Raw genomic sequence first — 19,670 nt, 5'->3', positions numbered from 1 at the left:
CCCTGACATACTCAGGGCTTTGTTGTATTTGGGGTTTATGCAAGGTAAGCCTGTAGTAAGCAAAAAAATAAAACCACATAGCCTTATTGAAATTAAAAATTTTAGCTCTATTAAACTTTAAATATTAGTAAAAAGTTTTGGAATAATGAGCTTAGAATCAGAACAACAAGATTATGAACAAAGATTAAGGTATAGACTTAAAATTCTTTCAGAACAGTTAAAAGCCGATAAAGTAAAAATCGCTTCACACCTAGCTGAAGGTTTCGAAGAGAGTTTTCGAAATATCAAATATGATGAAAGTGGCGAGATCATTTTAGAGTCTGTTGATGGGCGAATTCGTTCAATGGCTTTGGCTATAGAACATTTCGACACAAGGGAAAAATTAAAAAAAGAAATTTCTTTAGTTGAAATTCAAAAATTATATTTTGACCTGATAGAGCATAATTTTGATTTTATCTATCAACAAATGCTTAAGGCGAACTCTACGCCTCACCATATTGCGGAATTTTTATCAACAAAAGCCGATTTTGTTGACAATATGTTTGAACAAATTCCTGGTTTTATGGATGCAATTATATCATTTTGGAAACAAGTAGGTGATATAGGTTATTGGCATTTAGAAGACAATCACTCAAATCTTACTGGTGTATATGGAGGAGATTTATTTCCTACCCACGATGAAAATATTGCTTCAAAATGTGGTATTTACACGGACACAATTGTTCTACCAGATCCTTATGTACGATCACAGCATATATTTGAATTTTATCCAAAAGAGAAAGCTGTCTTTTTCTTAATAAAGCATGCTATGAATATTCTCAAATATAAAAATTTAGCATGTGTTGAAGATGGAATGCCAGTGGTTGTAATACTCCCTGATTTATCAAATTTGGAAGAGGGTGGTAAAGATTTTATCTATAACTTTTCCCAAAATGATGCATTAATTCATGGTAGTAAATTATTCGGTCAAAATTTTGAGAGTATTGAGGAATTTAATGAGTTTTGTTTAAGCCTTAATACTGTAGAAAAAACAATTCGAGCAATTAAAGATAAGAATAGGGTCTTATTTGATACAAATTGGAAAGGTTCTTTAGAGGAACAAATAAATAGGGCTTTAAATGGAGATGAGCTAAAAGCTCTTAATAGAACAGAGCCAGGTTTGTTACTCAAAATGCAAGCTGTTGGCAGAATGTCGGTGAGTAATGAATTATTACTCAAAGCACGACAGCTTTCAGGAACCCCAATTATTGAAGCTGAAACATCGTGGCAATATTTTAACTGGAAATTAGAATATGATGCCGATAAGGCTCAAGAATATTACGGTTCTGAAAATTTGCACATAATGAAAGGACTAACAGATTTATCTCAAACGGATTTACCTTGGTTAGGCAATATTCCTCCAGAATCATTGTTGGAGCTTAGAAAGCAAGGAGCTTTAGAAGAAATCCGCAATATTTTAGGAAATAATATCAAGGAATTAGTAGAAACTAATCCTACTAATTGTTTTAGAACTAGAGATCAAATATTAGAAAATATTGAGCAAAGTTTTGATAAACATCGTAAAAAACTTGATGAGTTGAAAGCTAAAAATTGGAAATTTGCTGGATTCGATATTGGATCTTGGATTGTTTCTGGAGGAATAGAAATAGGGGCAGCTTTAACTGGAACACCTACATGGGGATTAGCAGTATTAGCAGCTGATCAATTACTTGATGCTCCTAAATTGAGAGAAATACCTGAAAGATTTCGTGATTTGGTTGATCAGAATAAACAAGTTAAGCAATCTCCAGTTGGAATGCTTTTCAAGGTAAGTAAAAAGTTGATTAATTAATTCCTAGTATCGTCAACTAATTGTTGTTGATGTAATACAGCAATCGCTTCCCATTCATCATAAGACAAAATAGGCGGAAAAGCGGCTACTAACAACTAAATAGTAGTCGCTTTGTTCTTTCTATGGGTTTCGTTTAGCTGAATACCTTTCCCATAGAGGTGAGAAAACACCTTTAACAGTCAAATTACTCAACAAATTTAGATTAAGTAACGAACTGTCCCATTAAACAAAAAACCAGTGAATTTTACAATTCACTGGCTTTTGAAATGACATTATATAGCGCATGGGCAGATGAACCACCCATGCAGCGCAATGCACTTAATTAATCGAATCATCCAAGTTTGGAGCTAACCAACGCTTCGCTTCATCTAAACTCCAGCCTTTACGCTGTGCATAATCTTCAAGCTGATCTAACGAGATTTTACCCGCGTTAAAGTACTCAGAAGCAGGGTTGGCATAGTAGAAGCCGCTCACAGATGAAGGCGGCCACATTGCAAAGCTGCTCGTAAGCTGTGTGCCAATCTTTTCAGTCGAACCTAACCAGTTAAACAGTGTGGCTTTTTCAGAGTGCTCAGGGCACGCAGGATAGCCCGGTGCAGGACGAATCCCTACATATTTCTCTTTAATCAGCTCTTCATTGCTTAGCTGCTCATTCGGCTGATAGCCCCAGAATTCTTTACGAATACGCTCATGCAAATGCTCTGCAAATGCTTCTGCAAAACGGTCACCCAAAGACTGCACCAAAATGGCAGAATAGTCATCGCCTTTGGCTTTAAACTCATTGGCCATTTCTTCCGCACCAAAAATCGACACGGTAAAGCCGCCCAAGTAATCTTGCCCTTGCTCTGTAGTTGCGACAAAGTCTGCCAAAGACAAGTTTGGTTTACCTGTGACTTTGTCTGACTGTTGACGAATATGATGGAAGGTATGCGTTACTTGATTACGTGCTGCATCATATACTTGTACTGAATCTGCCGCAGAACGGTTGGCAGGGTAAATCCCAAAGACTGCACGTGCATCAAAGCGATTATTTGCAATAATATCTTTGAGCATGGCTTGCGCTTGGTTATATAAGTCGGTTGCAGCTTCGCCCACCACTTCATCTTCCAGAATTTTCGGGAATTTGCCCGCCAAACTCCAAGAAATAAAGAATGGTGTCCAGTCAAAGTATGGCAACAAGGTTTCAAGCGGGTAATTGGTCAGCACTTGTGTACCAATTAATTTTGGTACTGCAGGCGTGTAGTTGTCCCAATCAATTTTTAAACCATTGTCGATGGCTTCTGCATACGACAATTTCGCAGCTTTTGGTTGCTTATTGGCAATACGTTCACGAATTTTAGCGTATTCCGCACGATGCTCTGCAACAAAAGCAGGTTTCATTTCAGGGGAGAGTAAGGTTGTCGCAACACCAACGGCACGCGAAGCATCGGCAACATAAATCACTGCATCATTTGAGAACTGTGGATCAATTTTAACTGCAGTATGTGCTTTAGATGTGGTTGCGCCACCAATCAACAATGGAATGTTAAAGCCTTTACGCTGCATTTCTTTGGCAACAAAAACCATTTCATCTAAAGATGGGGTAATCAGACCAGACAAGCCAATGATATCGACTTTTTCGTCAATGGCAGTTTGCAGGATTTTTTCTGCAGGTACCATCACGCCTAAATCGACAATATCGTATCCATTACAGCCCAAGACTACGCCCACAATATTTTTACCAATGTCGTGAACGTCGCCTTTTACCGTTGCCATCAAAACTTTACCTTTAGACTGACCTTCGGTTTTTTCAGCTTCGATGTACGGGTTGAGCCATGCAACGGCTTGTTTCATCACACGTGCAGATTTCACCACTTGTGGCAGGAACATTTTACCTGCACCAAACAAGTCACCGACCACGTTCATGCCATCCATCAACGGGCCTTCAATCACATCTAATGGACGTTTGGCTTTCAGGCGCGCTTCTTCGGTGTCTTCATTAATAAAGGTGGTGATGCCTTTAACTAAAGCGTACTCAAGACGTTTTTCGACAGATTCACTACGCCATTCTAAGTTTTCTTCGGCTTTTTGTGCGCCTGATTGACCACGATATTTTTCTGCCACTTCTAGCAGTTTTTCTGTGGCATCCTGACCGCTTTCACCTTGGTTCTGGTTCAGAATAACGGCTTCAACTGCTTCTTTCAGTTCTTTCGGGATGTCATCGTAAATTGCCAACTGACCTGCGTTGACAATCCCCATGGTCATGCCTTGCTGAATAGCGTGATATAGGAATACCGCGTGAATGGCTTCACGTACAGGTTCGTTACCACGGAATGAGAAAGATACGTTCGATACACCGCCTGAAATCATGGCATGCGGCAGGTTTTCTTTAATCCAGCCTGTGGCTTCAATAAAATCGACTGCGTAGTTGTTGTGTTCTTCAATACCTGTCGCAACTGCAAACACGTTCGGGTCAAAAATAATGTCTTCGGCAGGGAAGCCAACATCATTGACCAAAACATCATAAGAGCGTTTACAAATTTCGCGTTTACGTGCTGCAGTATCGGCTTGTCCGACTTCGTCAAAGGCCATAACAATGACAGCTGCGCCGTATTGGCGGCAGAGGCGGGCTTTTTCGACAAACTCGTCATAACCTTCTTTTAGGGAAATAGAGTTGACAACGGCTTTACCTTGTACGCATTTTAAGCCTGCTTCAATGATTTCCCATTTAGAGGAGTCAATCATGATAGGTACGCGAGAAATATCAGGCTCAGATGCCACCAAGTTCAGGAAGTGCACCATTGCACCCTCTGAATCGAGCATGCCTTCATCCATGTTGATGTCGATGATTTGTGCACCGCTTTCTACCTGTTGACGTGCAACATCTAAGGCTTCGGCAAAGTTTTCTTCACGAATTAAACGCAGGAATTTTTTAGAACCTGTGACGTTGGTACGTTCGCCCACGTTTACAAATAAAGAGTCATCATAAATGTTAAATGGTTCTAAACCACTTAAACGGCATGCAGGTTTAATCTCTGGAATTTTACGCGGTGGAATGTCTTTTACCGCATTGTAAATCGCGCGGATATGATCAGGCGTTGTACCACAGCAACCGCCTGTAATATTGATCAAGCCGCTTTCAGCAAATTCTTTGAGGAAAGCTGCGGTTTCTTCAGGCGTTTCATCATAACCACCAAATGCGTTGGGTAAGCCCGCGTTCGGGTGTGCAGAAACAAACACATCGGCAACGTCTGAAACGGTTTTAACGTGTGGACGCATGGCATCTGCGCCCAAAGCACAGTTAAAACCAATTGAAAGTAAATCGCCATGACGTACCGAGTTCCAGAAAGCTTCTGCAGTTTGACCCGTTAAGGTACGTCCTGAAGCATCGGTAATGGTACCTGAAATCATCAACGGCAATTCACGCCCGAGCTGTTTAAACACTTCTTTGACCGCAAAAATCGCAGCTTTACAGTTTAAGGTGTCAAATACAGTTTCAATGAGCAGGATATCTGCACCACCTTCAATTAAGGCATGCGCAGCTTCAATATAGTTTTCTTTGAGTGCATCAAAGCTAATGTTACGAAATGCAGGGTCGTTTACATTTGGTGAAATTGAACAGGTACGCGATGTTGGCCCAAGTACACCTGCCACAAAACGTGGTTTGTCTGGTGTTGAATATTTTTCACAGGCAGCTTTGGCTAAACGCGCTGCTTCGCGGTTAATTTCTGGAACCAAATCTTCCATGTGATAGTCAGACATAGAAACGCGTGTGCCGTTAAAGCTGTTGGTTTCAATAATGTCTGCACCCGCATCTAAGTAGGCTTCGTGAATACCCTGAATAATGTGCGGTTGGGTCAGTACCAATAAATCATTGTTGCCTTTGAGGTCATGTGCCCAATCTGCAAAACGCTCACCACGATAATCGGCTTCTTCCAATTGATGGCGTTGAATCATAGTACCCATAGCACCATCGATAATTAAAATTCTTTGGGCAAGAAGCGCTTTCAGGGTGGTAAGCGTGGACATAAAAAACCCTTTATGACTGAATCCGAAATGAGCGCTATTTTAGCAGAGTTCGCACGGCTTTCGTGCACTTGAAGCGACCAGAGAGAGTGGAAGTCGTAAAAATAGTGCATAAAGCAGTATTTTTAGGATTTTGCTGTAGCTTTTGAACCTAAATAAAAGTTGTGATGAGGAACATTCTAATTTTGATTTTACTTTGATGCATCATCGCTTTGTCATATTGCTCAGGCAAAATTGGCTCAGGGTAAATTTTGTCTGAAATTTTAGGCAAATATGACAAAGGTGTAACAATCTAAATTTGAGAGAATGGCATAAGAAAAGTAGGTTTATTTATTCTAAGTGTTTAAATTTAAATGTTAATTCTAATTTTATGCACAAAAAAAACAGCTTAAAGTGTGAAAATAAAGTATGAAAGTTGCTTTATATAGCAGCTCTTTGTCATATAATTGTCACAATTTAATTGAACAATAAGGGGATTTTAAATCCTCTTTTCTGCTTGCATGAATTCTAATCCAACTCCTGTAGATTCAGCACACAAGTCGACCACTAAATCGACCAATGTTCATGTGCCTACACCGAAATTTTTTATGCCGGTGTTTTTAACGATCATCGTTTCTACCCTTATTTATATTGGTTTCCAATTGTCTGCGGACTTATCCCACGTGCCTGCGTTAAGCATGTACTCGGTGATTTTATTGGCAACCGCTTTATTCATTGCTTTAGGCTTTGAATTTGTGAATGGTTTCCATGACACAGCCAACGCTGTAGCAACAGTTATTTATACCAATGCCTTATCTGCACCTGTGGCAGTAATGTGGGCAGGTTTCTGTAACTTCCTTGGGGTTATGGTGGCCAGTGGGGCAGTTGCCTACGGTATTATCGCCTTGCTTCCAGTCGAGCTGATTATGAATGTCGGTTCGGGTGCTGGTTTTGCCATGGTGTTTGCCATGCTGATTGCTGCAATTGTTTGGAACTTAGGAACGTGGTTTTTCGGTATTCCTGCTTCAAGTTCGCACACTTTAATCGGTTCGATTTTAGGTGTGGGGATTATGAACTACTTGCTCAATTCAGGTGCAGGCGCTAGTGGCGTAGATATGGAACAAGTGATGAAAGTCGGTAAGGCTTTATTGTTCTCGCCATTAATTGGTTTTGCCTTTGCTGCGATTTTGTTCTTCTTGGTGAAAAAAATCTTCAAGAAACAAATGGAATTGTTCCAGCCACCTGAAGGCAATAAACCACCACCACCACTGATTCGTGCCATTCTTATTTTTACCTGTACAGGGGTAAGTTTTGCGCATGGTTCAAACGATGGTCAAAAGGGCATGGGTTTAATCATGTTGATTTTGATCGGGATTGTGCCGTTGGCGTACTCGTTAAATAAAGAGTTAGACCAAAACCACATTCAATCGTTCCAACAGCTTTCAACGCAAACAGCTGATGTGATTTATGCACAACATGTCGATATGCCAGATGAAAAAGCACGTCAGGTCATCACTAGCTATATTCAGACCAAAGAAATTACCCCTGAAGTCGTGCCTGCTTTGGCAAGCTTAACTGACCATTTGGGTGAGCGTGTGGGTCAATATGGCAACTTGAAAGATGTGCCTGAAGCTGAAGTAGCAGAAATGCGTAATGATATGTATTTAAGCACGACTTCATTCAAGCGTTTAGACAAAGCCAATGCCTTGCCTGAAATGTCGGAAGAACAGAAAAAAGTGGTTAAAAGCTACCGCAGCCATTTAGATTCATTCTTACAATACATTCCAACTTGGGTCAAAGTTGCCGTTGCCTTAGCACTAGGCTTGGGTACGATGGTCGGCTGGAAACGTATTGTAGTCACTGTGGGTGAGCGCATTGGTAAGCAACACATGACTTATGGTCAGGGGATGTCTGCCGAGCTTGTTGCAATGTCTACCATTGCTGCTGCAGATGGTTTGGGTATGCCAGTTTCGACAACACACGTATTGAACAGTGCGGTGGCAGGTACTATGGTGGCAAATAAATCAGGTCTGAATTTCCAGATGGTTCGTACCATTCTTTCTGCATGGATTTTCACGCTACCTGCAACGATTTGTTTATCGGGTAGTTTGTTCTGGTTATTCCTAAAAGTGTTTAACTAATATCAAACATTCGAGTGATTATAAAAAGCGCTGTAACGATACAGCGCTTTTTTGTGCTTACAGATCAATCAAATGAAATATCTGCAGGCAAGTTATTAAAGTGAGATCTCTGCTTTACTTTTTAAACTTAGCGATGACTTTGTCTAGCGGTAATTTATCTGCAGCAAAACCATATAGCGCAGCAAAAGGCAGTGCAGTACGGGCTAAATATGCCACACGCCACAATCCGCCGTGGTTAGCACCTTCCATCATCAATTGAAGAGGATGTTCGAGTTGCACAGCAGGGTTAGCCGCTGAAGCTGGATTACGCAAGTCATGAATCCACAATGCCGCCATAATCGCATTGGTGGTTTCAGGGCTAAATGCTTCAACATCAAACAAACTTGCGCCACTAAATGCTGCTTTGAGTAATGGATTTTTGGTCACAGAGTGTGTGGTGGTCGAAGGTGCAATATTGATGCTGACATGCTGTCCTTGATGACGCGCTAAAATTGCACGCCATTGCTGGATGCGTTTTGCTAAAGCATAGTTTGGCCCTTGTTCAACCACCAAACAGTCGGCAATACCATAATGTTGACCATTGTCTGAAGCAATTAAATTATGCAGATTCTTTTGGAAGAAATGACTGCGTGAAATGGTTTCAATACTTTTGGTAAGTAGCTTTTGCCCTTGCGAACGCTGCTGAAACTTCTCTGCCGATGCGCTAATCACTTCTTCAGGAACGGCATAAACATCGGTTGGGGTACACATAAACATAAGGCTGCTATCAGCTTTGTGTTCGCTGACATATTGCATAATCGCATCCATTGCCATCGCAACACGCACGTGTTTTTCACCATCTAAATAGGCAATGGCTGCTAAATCTAGCGTTTGAGGTTTTTGAGCTAACCATTGTGCAATTTCTGGGGTTTGCGTTAGCAGATTTACACCCAATTGTTCTGTTAAAACGTCAAGTGGGGTATCTGCCGCGAGTTGTGTTGTACTGGGTGCGTATAAGGTGGCATTGCCTTGTTGCACAGTGCTTAAAATTTTATTCCACACACGGCTATTTGGTAAATCGACTGCAATAATATTGGCTTTCCATTTGGCTAACCATGTGAGTGGCCCTGCTTCTGAAGCTGCGCCAAATAGCACCATGTTACGGTCAGACAAATCAAACCATTCAGGATGCGCCACCGCTGCATTTAACGCTTCGGCATGACTTGGTTCAATAATGCCTGCTGCTAGCCAAATTGCAACTTGATCTAGCAGAGCTTGACCTTGTAACTTTTGCCCACGATACGGCACATACCATTCAGGTGCTGCTTGGCTGCTGCCTTGTAATTTAAAGGTATGTAAAGTTTCAGTAGGCAAGTGCATGACATCTTTCAGCACATATTTTTGCTCATGACGATAAAACTCAAAACATTGATGGGCTTTTCTTAATCCATCTTCTGCAATTTGAATTGCGTTAGCTTGTTCACGAATACCATTGGTCACGAGGGCTTTAAAGTATTTTGGATAGTGTTTACGCCAGTTTTTTTCTGCCAAAGCATCGACTGAGCTTTGATGATCGACTGTGGCTAAGGCTTCGGCAATAATTTGTTTGCCCGTGCTTGAGGTGCTGGGTTTATGATTTTCTGGATGAATTGGAAACTGTAAGCCATCGTAAGAAGTGGACATGCAAAAACTCGCAAACTAAATTGAAATTAATATACAGATGTATACATTATCTATGCCAAGTTGCGATATGGGGTAGCAAAAACTACCAAAATTGAGTGAAATTTGAATAAAAAAACCTTCACGAAGTGTAAAGGTTTTTAATGTGAATGAAATGTTGTTGAGATTTAAAGGTTAGTGTTTAAATGTCTAGGTTCGAATCATAAATGAGTCTGATGCTGTATCAACAATGTTTTATTCACTCAGACCAACAGCTTAACAACGTCCTTTTTTCGCCTGACCTGGAGGACAAAAATCACCATCACCATGCGGATGTTGGTGTGGATAATAGCCTTTCGGGTAGATCGTGCGGTCAGGATCAATCACCACACTGCCTTCAGGGGTATGTACGGCACAGGCGCTTAATCCTAGACTGAGTAACAGGGCGCTTAGAAGTGCAAACTTTTTCATGGCTGACTCCTGATTGCTTGATAGTTTTAGTCTTTATATTCTTAGTATAAGTGCTTGTCGAGTAACTGCATGTTATTTGTTGTGTGCTTTATGCTGTATTGGATCATTCAGATGCTTTCATCAATCAAAAATACTTATCAGCAGTTCATAAAATGACGATTGAAAGTCGTTTTTCCCAATGAGAGAGGCTGAAGATGAGAGGCAATAAATGATGGTGTTAAGCGGATTTATGAAAGCAGTCTATTGACGGATTTGAAAATTCTTTAAAGTAGCAACGACTCAGTGGTAGATGTACCGAGTCGTTATAGTTTCAAAAGTTAAAACGGCAGTTGCGCCAGTTTATTCAGGAAGTGAGGCAAGATGCGTGGTTCAATTAAAATAGTCACAATCACACCATAGGCCGCACCCCATAAATGCGCACTGTGATTAATATTGGAATTGCCGCGTTTACCCGACCAAATGCTATACGCTACATACAGTATTGCAAAAATAATGGCAGGCACTGGAATAAAGAACACGAAAATCAACTTCCACGGCTCAAACAAAATATAGGCAAACAACACCGCAGATACAGCACCAGATGCGCCTAAGCTGGCCCAACGATGGTCATTTTTATGCTTTAAATAACTTGGAATAATCGCGGCGATTAAACCACCCAAATAGAATAAAACAAAGCCTAAATCATAGACGTATTGGCGATAAAAACTTTCAATAATGCTGCCAAAGAAAAACAGGGTAATCATATTGAACAGCAAATGCGCACCATCGGCATGCACAAAACCATGGGTAATGAAGCGGTCATATTGACCACGTTGCATAGCAGGCGGCCAAAAAATCAGACGATTCATTAATTCTTGTTTGGAAAACGCCAACATAGACACAATGACCGTAATAATGATAATGGTCACGGTATGATTAAAAGGTAAATCGAGCATAAACGCCTATTCTTTTACTTGAATTCTGCTGTAATAATGCATCAAAACTGAGTTTGAGTCGAACTTTAGGAATAAATCCGACAATTTTGGTTGATTTTTTTTTATTCCCCCGCATCTTCAGTTAAAATAGCCACTTCAGCTTGAGGAAATTATTGTTATGTCGACTGAGAACAGCAGCACAGCAGTTGTAGATGAAATTCCAAACTTATTGATTACGCCAACTGCTCAAGAGTATTTGAAGGATTTATTGGCAAAGCAAAATACACCGGGTATTGGTGTGCGTGTTTTTGTGGAAAATCCTGGTACACCGCGTGCTGAATGTTGCATGGCTTATAGTGCGCCCGATGAAGTTGTACCTACAGACTACAAACAGGAATATCCAGACTTTCCTGCATTTATTGATACGCCGTCTATTCCGTATTTATTGGATGCCGTAATTGACTACAACAAAGACCGTTTTGGTGGTCAATTGACTTTCCGTGCACCGAACTCAAAAGTGCCACGCGTAGGCCCAGATGCTTCGGTAGAAGAACGTATTACTTATGTTTTACAGTCTGAAATTAACCCGGGCTTAGCAGGGCATGGCGGTAATTGTGCTTTGGTAGAAGTTGTGGAAGATGAAGAACATGGTTTAACAGCAGTGTTGAAATTTGGTGGCGGTTGCCAAGGCTGTTCAGCAATTGATGTGACTTTAAAGCAAGGTGTTGAAACTACTTTGAAGCAGCATGTACCAGAATTAATGCGAGTTGTGGATCAAACCGACCATAGCCAGTCTGACGGTGCTTACTTTAAATAAGTTGCTGATTTGAAAATAAAATAACCTCCTAAAACAGGAGGTTATTTTTTTATCCGAAATTAGAATTTAATTTGGTTGATCGGTTGGAAGGTTTAAAATTTGTTGTGCTTTTTCAGAATAATAAAACTTTTCTAAATAGTGACGTGCACGTTGTCTTAAATATTGCTCTGCAATCATTTTTTGAATAATTGGATACAGTAGGTTTTGCAATTGCTGCTGCACCAAAGCTTCATCAATATTCAAATCACGTAATAACAAGTCAAAAGGGCGAGCCTGATTGCGGACATACCATGCATAAACGCCGTCATGTACTTGTTGTTTTAAGTAATCACTTTGACGCAAATGATCCCAGATTTCATGCCCAAGATTCACGGTTTGGGGGAGGTCTTGAATCTCGATATAATTTTTTAAGGTCGAAAGTGGTAAATCTTTAATTTTATGCCATAAATTTGCCTGAAAATGATACAGCTTTTCATCATCAAAATGCTGATTAAGCACTGACTCACTCATTTGTGTCAGTTTTTGCACATTTTTTTGCAAATAATGCTGAATAGCATGATCCAAATTGGTATCGGTCACACTTTCTAAAACAGATTTACCCATTTTCATAAAGCGCGAAACACCAGGAACATTTTTGGCAATTACAGAGTTATCCAAATAGTCCTGAATTGAGTGCTGAATGAGTTGGGTAATCATGGCGGCAAAGGCAGGATTATTTACCACAGTTTTAATTAGGCGTTGGCGATGCCCACTTTTACTGGCAACGTATTGGGCAATTTTATCTATGGTCAAAACTGGGATGACATCGGAAATTTTACTGTTGTCATTCGCAGGGTGTACCAAGGCAAAGCGGATATGCTCTGCAATTTGTTCAATTAAAAATGAGCTAGCTGGGGTATTTAAAATTTGTTGTTGAATAAGTGCGTAAATTGCTTCCGAGCGCCATAAGTCCTGTAATGTTTGTTTGCGGAACCATTGGTAAAATTGCACAAATTCCATTTGCACAGTTTCGGCTTGAGCAAATTCCTGATCCAAAAAATCTAGGTGAGCATCAATCAGTTGCTCAATCATCGAATGTTTTTGCATGATGGTTGATATAATAGTTAATTTAAAGGAATCAGTTTATCAGCAAGTGGGTTTTTTAGGTTCTGAGTTTTAGCCAGAAACGGCAAATAATATTGTGCGACTTGTTTTTCAGCTTCCAATAACGGCATGTGTCCAACATTATTAAGAATCACAGGTGTTTCGGCGCGTTTGAGTAAAGATTGTAATTCCTTCGCCACTTCAACATTAATAATGCGATCTTGCTTACCCCATAAAATCAGGGTCGGTGCTTCAATTGATCCTGCTAAACGTGCAAATGAGTCTGGAGTATAAATACGGTTGAGTTTGACAATTTGCTCAATTGCTTTACGGGTTTGTTCTGAGCGAGAAATCAGGACTTCTTCTTGCGCATGTTGAATTTGTGAGGTCATGGCAGGCGGGCTTTGCATGATTTGTTTGGCGACGTCGGCTAAATCGCCATGTTTGCTCACAATTAAGTCATTTAAAGATAATGGATTTTTGGTGTAAGGCGTATTAGCAAGTTTATAAATGCCTGCACTATTGAGTAAAAATAAACTTTGCGTATCAAAAGGATATTGCGAGGCATACACGGTTGCAATTGAGCCGCCTAAAGAATGTCCTGCCACGTGTAAGTTTTCTTCACAGTCAATTGCTTCAATAAATTGACGCAGTTGTGAAGTTACATTCGGAACTGAATTATCAAAATTGCTTGGAGTTTTGGTGTCACCGCTATTGGGTAAATCTGGAATAATCACATGATAATGTGGGGTTAAAAATTGCGCGACACGGTTCCAATTATCACGTGTGCCTGCCAAACCATGAATCAATAAAATTGTGGGTTTGCTGTGCGAGCCACCTTCGTTATAGCTCCAGACGACATCTCCAACACGAATGCTTTTAGAGCTTAGTCCTGCTTGTTTGCGCTGTTGCTGAAAATGATTTTGTAATAGTTTAAGTTCAGTTGCGTTGCTGTTACTGGCGTTATTGTTTTTTGTGAAGGTATATGGATTGGGCGCAGCGCTTTGCACAAGGCAAGATGTACTTAGTCCCAAAGCCAATAAAGTCGTATGTAGATAACGTGATCGAATAAATTTCATCATGAAAACGTCTTCCCCTGACGAACCCAAAACAGGCTCCAATAATGATAGGCACTAGCTCTTAGGTCTAATTGCACAAGTGTATTCTGTCTATTGTAGGCGTTTAAAAATGAAAGTCATCCCTTGCTTTTTGATCAAAGCTTTGAAATTGGTAGAAAATGTGATACATCTCAAGAAAAATGGAAAAAATTTATAACAAAAATCTTGAAATAAAAAAGCATAAGCTAATTTTTTTGCAAGTGACATTCACCCAGTCTGGCTTTAGAATATTGCAACTTCAAAGATCGGTGGTAAATCAAGAATGCTAACAGCTCAAGAAGCTTTAGAACGTCTTAAACAAGGAAACCAACGTTTTGTTTCTGGTGACACCAAACATCCTAAACAATTGTCGCACCAGCAGCGTGCAGAAATGGCAGAAGACCAAAATCCATTTGCGATTGTTTTAGGTTGTTCAGACTCACGTGTACCAGCAGAAATGGTATTTGACCAAGGACTGGGTGATCTTTTTGTAATTCGTGTTGCGGGCAACGTGGTTGCGCCATCACAAGTGGGTAGCGTTGAGTTCGCAGCAGAGCGCTATGACTGTGCGGTTGTCGTGGTTTTAGGACACAGCCATTGTGGTGCGATTCAAGCCACAATTGATACTTTAATGTGCCCAGATTGTCCACCATCGGCAAATTTAATGTCGATTGTAAACCGTGTTCGTCCTTCAGTTGAAACCTTAATGCAGACTGAACTGAAAAATGACTTGGCGAAATTATCTAAGCATGCTGTACGTTCAAATGTGTTCGCATCGGTGAATCAATTGCGTCATGGTTCAGCAGTTTTAGAAAATTTGATTGAACAAGGTCAGCTCAAAGTAGTGGGTGCAGAATACTCGCTCGAAACAGGTGAAGTGGTATTTTTTGATTTTTAATTAAAACATCACAGTAAACAGATTTTCTCAAAGGCGCTTACAAAGCGCCTTTGATATATGGATAAGCATTATTTAGCAAAATAGGCTGAGCTTTGGCATTTGGATGAATTAAATCTTTTTGCATCAATTGCTTATTGCCCGCAATACCTTCCATAAAAAATGGCAGTAATTTGACTTTATATTGCTGACTCACCACTTTATAGTTATTTTCAAATGCTTTGCTATACGCCGAGCCGTAATTTGGCGGCATTTTCATCCCAAAAATCACCACTTTCGCTTTGGCTTTTTGGCTATTCTGAATTAAGTTCGCTAAATTTTTTTGAATCATTTGTGGCGGTTGTCCACGCAAGCCATCATTTCCGCCTAACTCAATGACTACAACGTCTGGACGATGGGTCTGCAGCAATTTAGGCAGACGCGCCAAAGCACCACTGGTGGTTTCGCCACTGACACTTGCATTGACCACTTTATGCTGTTTCGGATACTGTTGTTCTAAACGTTTTTGCAATAAGTGAACCCAACCTTGTTGTGGTTGTATGCCGTAACCTGCACTTAAGCTGTCACCTACAATCATAATGGTTTTTGCAGATACCACGAATGGGCTGAAACATAGTCCGAGCAGCAACACACGCGGGAAGACACGACTAGTTAGATTGCGATTTTGCATAATGGGAAACGTATGACTCAAAACACTAAAGAATCTAATATCATGCCACAAACGATTATTTCTGCCCAAAATTTGACACAAAAGATACAACTTGCACAAAAACAATTGACCATTTTTGAGAATTTAAACTTCGATATTCAGGAAGGTGAACAAGTGGCCATTACAGGTCGTTCGGGTTCAGGAAAATCGACCTTATTGGGTATTTTGGCAACATTAGATCAGGCCAGCAGTGGAAAATTGGTGGTATGTGGTGAGTCAATTGCAGAATTAAACGAAGAACAACGTGCAGAAGTTCGTTTAAAGCATATTGGTTTTGTGTTCCAGTCATTTCAGTTATTGCCGCATTTGACGGCACTGGAAAATGTGATGTTGCCACTACGTTTGCAGGAAAAATTTAAATATGCAGAGGCAGAACAAAAAGCCCTCAACTTGCTGAAACGTGTGGGTTTAGAACGACAAGCACAGCAAACGCCGAAAGTGCTTTCGGGAGGTGAGCAACAACGTGTCGCCATTGCACGCGCTTTAATTCGTGAACCTAAAATTATTTTTGCCGATGAACCGACAGGAAACTTGGATGGGGAAACTGCAACTGAAATTGAGCAATTGTTATTTGAATTGAACCGCGAGTTGGGCACAACCTTGGTGTTGGTCACGCACGACCCGAAACTGGCGGCACAATGTCAGCGTCACTATGCCTTAATTGATGGGCAATTGGTTGAGCAATTTGCAGCTAAGCCAACTGCTGCCATAACAGGAGGATGAAATGAACGCATTATTTCATCCGCTGTTAAAGCAGAGTTTTAAAAGCAGTGGTGTATATTTACTGATTATTGCGCTGACTTTAGCGATTAGTGCGACCACGGCCTTAAAGTTTAGCAATGAACAAATTCAAAATGCGGTAGCGTTGCAAGCGGCAGAAATGTTGGCGGGTGATTTAGTCCTGAGTGACAATGAGCCCATTGCGCAAGACTGGCAGGATCAGGCGACTGCACATCAGTTACAACAGTCGCATGTGACTGTATTTAGTTCGATGGCACATACTCAAGCGCAATTTGTGATGGTGAATGTCAAAGCGATTGAGCACAATTTTCCGTTACGTGGTGAATTGAGGGTGAGTCCTGCAGCGGACAAGATTCAATCTGGTGAAATTTGGCTCAGCCAACGTGCCATGGATTTGCTTCATGTTAAACTTGGTGAAACGGTGAATATTGCCGATGCAGCATTTACCGTGACTGCCAAAATTGAACATGATTCTAATCAGGAACTCGGTTTTTCAGGTTTTTCGCCGACAGTAATTATTTCACAGGCCGATGTGGCACGTACCCACGCGATTCAAGTGGGTAGCCGCATAGATTACCGTTTGTTGTTGGCAGGCAGCGCCAAAGATACACAAAATTTTGAGCAGTATTTTAAAACACATACACAACAGCCTGCACAGGCACAGCAAACGGCCAGCCCTGAACAAAACTTTGAAGAACAAAGTAGTTTAAGACTACGCAATGCCAGTGAAGGCAATACTCGCTTAATGCGCCCAATTGCCAATTTAGACACCTTTTTACAGTTAGCGAATATCCTGACCATTTTATTGTGTGGGATTGCGATTGGTTTGACCAGTCAGCGCTATGTGCAACAAAATCAGGATCATATCGCCTTATTACGTTGTATTGGTGCAAGTAAACGACAAATTTTAGCCGCTTATTTGGCTTTGCTTGCTTTGGTCTTAATTGTCGCTATGGGCATTGGCAGTATTTTGGGCGTGACGTTGGGCTATGCTTTGTTGCAAATCATGCTGCAACTGATTCCGCACCTGGAAATTCAATTTTCAGCCATGGCAATGTTGCTTGGGCCATTGCCAATCGCCATGCTCACCAGTGCTGTGGTGTTGTTGGGTTTTGTGCTGCCTAATTTATTGCAATTGCTGAATACCGCACCGATTCGCGTGATTCGCCAACAAGACAAAAGCATGCGCGCTTGGTGGTGGATGTTGCTTACAGGGACGCTAAGTCTAATCGTATTTTGTGTGGTCTTGACCGAAAGTTTAGTGCTTAGTACATGGGTGATTGGTGCGATTATTGCGCTGTGCGTATTGCTGTATGGAGTGGTGTGGAGTTTATTAAAATTATTGCGTCATTCTAAAGGCAGACTCGCAGCGTATATTCGTGCGCCTGCTGTCACGGCATTTCAAATTACTGCATTGGCTTTAGGATTAAGTTTAATTACGGTACTTGCAGTGTTGCGTACCGACCTGCTAGATCGTTGGCAGCAGCAATTGCCCGAAGGAACACCCAATCAGTTTGTTTACGGCTTGCCACCGTTTGATATGCCTGAGTTTCAACAACAATTAACGCAGCAGCAGTGGCACAGCACGCCACTTTATTCAAATATACGCGGGCGTTTGGTCGCCAAAAATGATCAACCTTTTGCCGACGCCTTAATTCAGCAAAGCAATACGTTAAGACGCGAACTCAACCTGACACAGTCTGACCGTTATCCTGCCGATAATATCATTGTAAATGGGCAAGCCAATTTCAGTGCAGTGGGACAAGTGTCAGTAGAAGCAGATACGGCTGCCGAGTTGGGCATTCAAATTGGTGATCGACTCAGTTTTAGTTTGCCTGAAGGCATACTTGAAGCCGAAGTGATTAATCTGCGTACGGTGGAGTGGGAAAGCTTTAGTCCAAATTTTTTCTTTATTTTTTCACCGCACACTATGGATGAAAATGCAGGCAGTTATTTGGGCAGTTTCTATGTGCCTGAAGCAGATAAACCGAAACTAATTCAATTGATTCAGCAATTTGCCAACACAGTGTTTATTGATGTCAGCCTAATTTTGGATGAAATTAAACGCATTGTGAATGTGTTGGTGCAGATCATCACCATTTTAGCCATTTTGGTGAGTGTGTCTGGGCTGTTGGTATTAATCGCGTGTTTAAACTTGCTGATGGATGAGCGCAAACGCGAAGTCGCATTACTGCGTTCTTTTGGTAGTTCTAAACAAAAACTCAAACGTATGTTGAGTCTGGAAATCGGTTTTATGGGCTTTATAGCGGGAATAGTGGCGTGTTTATTTGCCGAAGTCATTAGTGCTGTTGCCAGTTACCGCATGGATTTAATGCTGCAACCACATTGGGAAATCTGGCTGATTTTGCCTGTATTTATGACCGTGCTGTGTGCCTTGATTGGACGTTATCGTTTAAGTTATTTATGCGATATTCCGCCACTGCAAAGTTTAAGGGAGATGAATCAGTCCTGATTCATCTCTAGTTGATGTTGTTTTACTTGCTGTAAAGGTTGATTGTTCAACCCAGACTGCGTTGCATCATGCTAAGCAGTTCTTGCCAAAGGGGTTGAATTGGAGCAAGCAGTTTATGGCAATACCAGTAAAATGCAGCACAACCCAATGGTGCAAGGAGCATCGCAAAACTGTTCACTAAGTTACTGTGTTTGCTGCGTTGTCCAAGGTACCAAATGATTGTCATGGCTGCGCCCATGAGCATGCCGCCAATATGTGCAGCATTATTAATGCCACTGATCATAAAGCCCATACCTAAGTTCAGTGCCATTACCATCACTAAGGTTTTACCATCCAAGAGAAATTTTTGGCGCGGTAATTGGGGCAATAACGCCAATACCGTCAGTGCAGCTCCAAGTCCCATCACTGCACCCGATGCACCTGCACCCACGCTAGGTAACAGCTTTGGATTAGCGACACCTTGTTCGAGCAGGGTATAGCTGTCTTGAATGCTGACATAGCCACTAAGCAGGCTACCCATCAAACCTGCGCAAACATATAACACTATAAAATAGACACGCCCAAACAACTGTTCACTGACGCTGCCAAAAATATACAAGGCCCACATATTTAACATTAAATGTACTAAACCGAAATGAAAAAACATGCTGCTGAACAGGCGAATGGGTTCCGCCAAAAAGGTTAAAGGTGCATAATCAGCACCCCAGCGTATTGCATCTTGCGGGCTAGGATTGCTAATGTTCATGCCGTTGAGCACTTGCCATGCAAACAAAGCCACGTTTATTGCAATCAGGGCTGCGGTAATCCACCACAGGTGAATTTCAACTTTATTGTTGCGCAGGTTTGGGGGATGTTGGGACATATATTTGAATATTG

Annotated in this window: 14 protein-coding genes; 6 read left to right on the top strand and 8 right to left on the bottom strand. The window is 41.2% G+C overall.

What is annotated here, in order from left to right:
- The first annotated feature begins 145 nt into the window (after window positions 1-145).
- Entirely contained in the window at window positions 146-1,831 is a 1,686-nt protein-coding gene (locus tag FTU71_RS00410) for a hypothetical protein (protein ID WP_180111144.1), read from the top strand.
- 318 nt (window positions 1,832-2,149) lie between these two features.
- Here FTU71_RS00410 and metH read toward each other — a convergent pair whose 3' ends face one another.
- Window positions 2,150-5,839, bottom strand: a complete 3,690-nt coding sequence (gene metH / locus FTU71_RS00405) for a methionine synthase (protein WP_180005791.1) — start codon at window positions 5,837-5,839, stop codon at window positions 2,150-2,152.
- A 497-nt stretch (window positions 5,840-6,336) separates the two neighbouring features.
- On the opposite strand from metH, the gene FTU71_RS00400 reads away from it, so the two are divergent.
- Window positions 6,337-7,956 (top strand): inorganic phosphate transporter, encoded by a 1,620-nt coding sequence (locus FTU71_RS00400; RefSeq protein ID WP_180111142.1) that lies wholly within the window; start codon window positions 6,337-6,339, stop codon window positions 7,954-7,956.
- A 114-nt stretch (window positions 7,957-8,070) separates the two neighbouring features.
- On the opposite strand, the gene FTU71_RS00395 is transcribed toward FTU71_RS00400, so the two are convergent.
- The 3 genes from FTU71_RS00395 to FTU71_RS00385 all read right to left on the bottom strand — a co-directional run bounded on the left by FTU71_RS00395 (window position 8,071) and on the right by FTU71_RS00385 (window position 11,000).
- Window positions 8,071-9,618 carry a hypothetical protein gene (locus tag FTU71_RS00395; RefSeq protein WP_180005793.1) on the bottom strand — a complete coding sequence of 516 codons (1,548 nt, stop codon included), beginning with the start codon at window positions 9,616-9,618 and terminating at the stop codon, window positions 8,071-8,073.
- A 252-nt stretch (window positions 9,619-9,870) separates the two neighbouring features.
- A complete protein-coding gene (locus tag FTU71_RS00390; RefSeq protein WP_004972042.1) occupies window positions 9,871-10,065 on the bottom strand; it encodes a hypothetical protein in 195 nt (64 codons plus the stop codon).
- Window positions 10,066-10,382: 317 nt separating this feature from the next.
- Window positions 10,383-11,000, bottom strand: coding sequence for a rhomboid family intramembrane serine protease (locus tag FTU71_RS00385; RefSeq protein WP_004972041.1), 618 nt, complete (start codon window positions 10,998-11,000; stop codon window positions 10,383-10,385).
- 157 nt (window positions 11,001-11,157) lie between these two features.
- Between FTU71_RS00385 and nfuA the strand changes: the two genes are divergently transcribed.
- Window positions 11,158-11,796, top strand: coding sequence for a Fe-S biogenesis protein NfuA (gene nfuA / locus FTU71_RS00380; RefSeq protein ID WP_168418699.1), 639 nt, complete (start codon window positions 11,158-11,160; stop codon window positions 11,794-11,796).
- A gap of 66 nt (window positions 11,797-11,862) precedes the next feature.
- Here the strand turns inward: nfuA and FTU71_RS00375 are convergent, their stop codons facing one another.
- Both FTU71_RS00375 and FTU71_RS00370 read right to left on the bottom strand, forming a co-directional pair.
- The gene (locus FTU71_RS00375) at window positions 11,863-12,882 is read right to left on the bottom strand and encodes a hypothetical protein (RefSeq protein ID WP_168418700.1); all 1,020 of its coding nucleotides are present in this window, start codon (window positions 12,880-12,882) and stop codon (window positions 11,863-11,865) included.
- Window positions 12,883-12,899: 17 nt separating this feature from the next.
- Complete coding sequence (locus FTU71_RS00370; protein WP_026438298.1) at window positions 12,900-13,961, bottom strand: alpha/beta fold hydrolase; 1,062 nt, start codon at window positions 13,959-13,961, stop codon at window positions 12,900-12,902.
- A 298-nt stretch (window positions 13,962-14,259) separates the two neighbouring features.
- On the opposite strand from FTU71_RS00370, the gene FTU71_RS00365 reads away from it, so the two are divergent.
- Entirely contained in the window at window positions 14,260-14,874 is a 615-nt protein-coding gene (locus FTU71_RS00365; protein WP_168418702.1) for a carbonic anhydrase, read from the top strand.
- A 37-nt stretch (window positions 14,875-14,911) separates the two neighbouring features.
- On the opposite strand, the gene FTU71_RS00360 is transcribed toward FTU71_RS00365, so the two are convergent.
- A complete protein-coding gene (locus FTU71_RS00360; RefSeq protein WP_179993571.1) occupies window positions 14,912-15,541 on the bottom strand; it encodes an arylesterase in 630 nt (209 codons plus the stop codon).
- Window positions 15,542-15,553: 12 nt separating this feature from the next.
- Here FTU71_RS00360 and FTU71_RS00355 point away from each other — a divergent pair, with 12 nt between their 5' ends.
- Window positions 15,554-16,303, top strand: coding sequence for an ABC transporter ATP-binding protein (locus FTU71_RS00355; RefSeq protein ID WP_004972026.1), 750 nt, complete (start codon window positions 15,554-15,556; stop codon window positions 16,301-16,303).
- 1 nt (window position 16,304) lies between these two features.
- Complete coding sequence (locus FTU71_RS00350; RefSeq protein WP_180111140.1) at window positions 16,305-18,794, top strand: ABC transporter permease; 2,490 nt, start codon at window positions 16,305-16,307, stop codon at window positions 18,792-18,794.
- A gap of 46 nt (window positions 18,795-18,840) precedes the next feature.
- Here the strand turns inward: FTU71_RS00350 and FTU71_RS00345 are convergent, their stop codons facing one another.
- The gene (locus FTU71_RS00345; protein WP_096900974.1) at window positions 18,841-19,656 is read right to left on the bottom strand and encodes a rhomboid family intramembrane serine protease; all 816 of its coding nucleotides are present in this window, start codon (window positions 19,654-19,656) and stop codon (window positions 18,841-18,843) included.
- Window positions 19,657-19,670: the final 14 nt, after the last annotated feature.

The sequence above is a fragment of the Acinetobacter sp. YH12136 genome (assembly GCF_013418545.1).
Taxonomy (GTDB): domain Bacteria; phylum Pseudomonadota; class Gammaproteobacteria; order Pseudomonadales; family Moraxellaceae; genus Acinetobacter; species Acinetobacter towneri.
The sequence above is the reverse complement of the archived record's forward strand: the minus strand, read 5'-3'. Positions and strand labels throughout refer to the sequence as shown.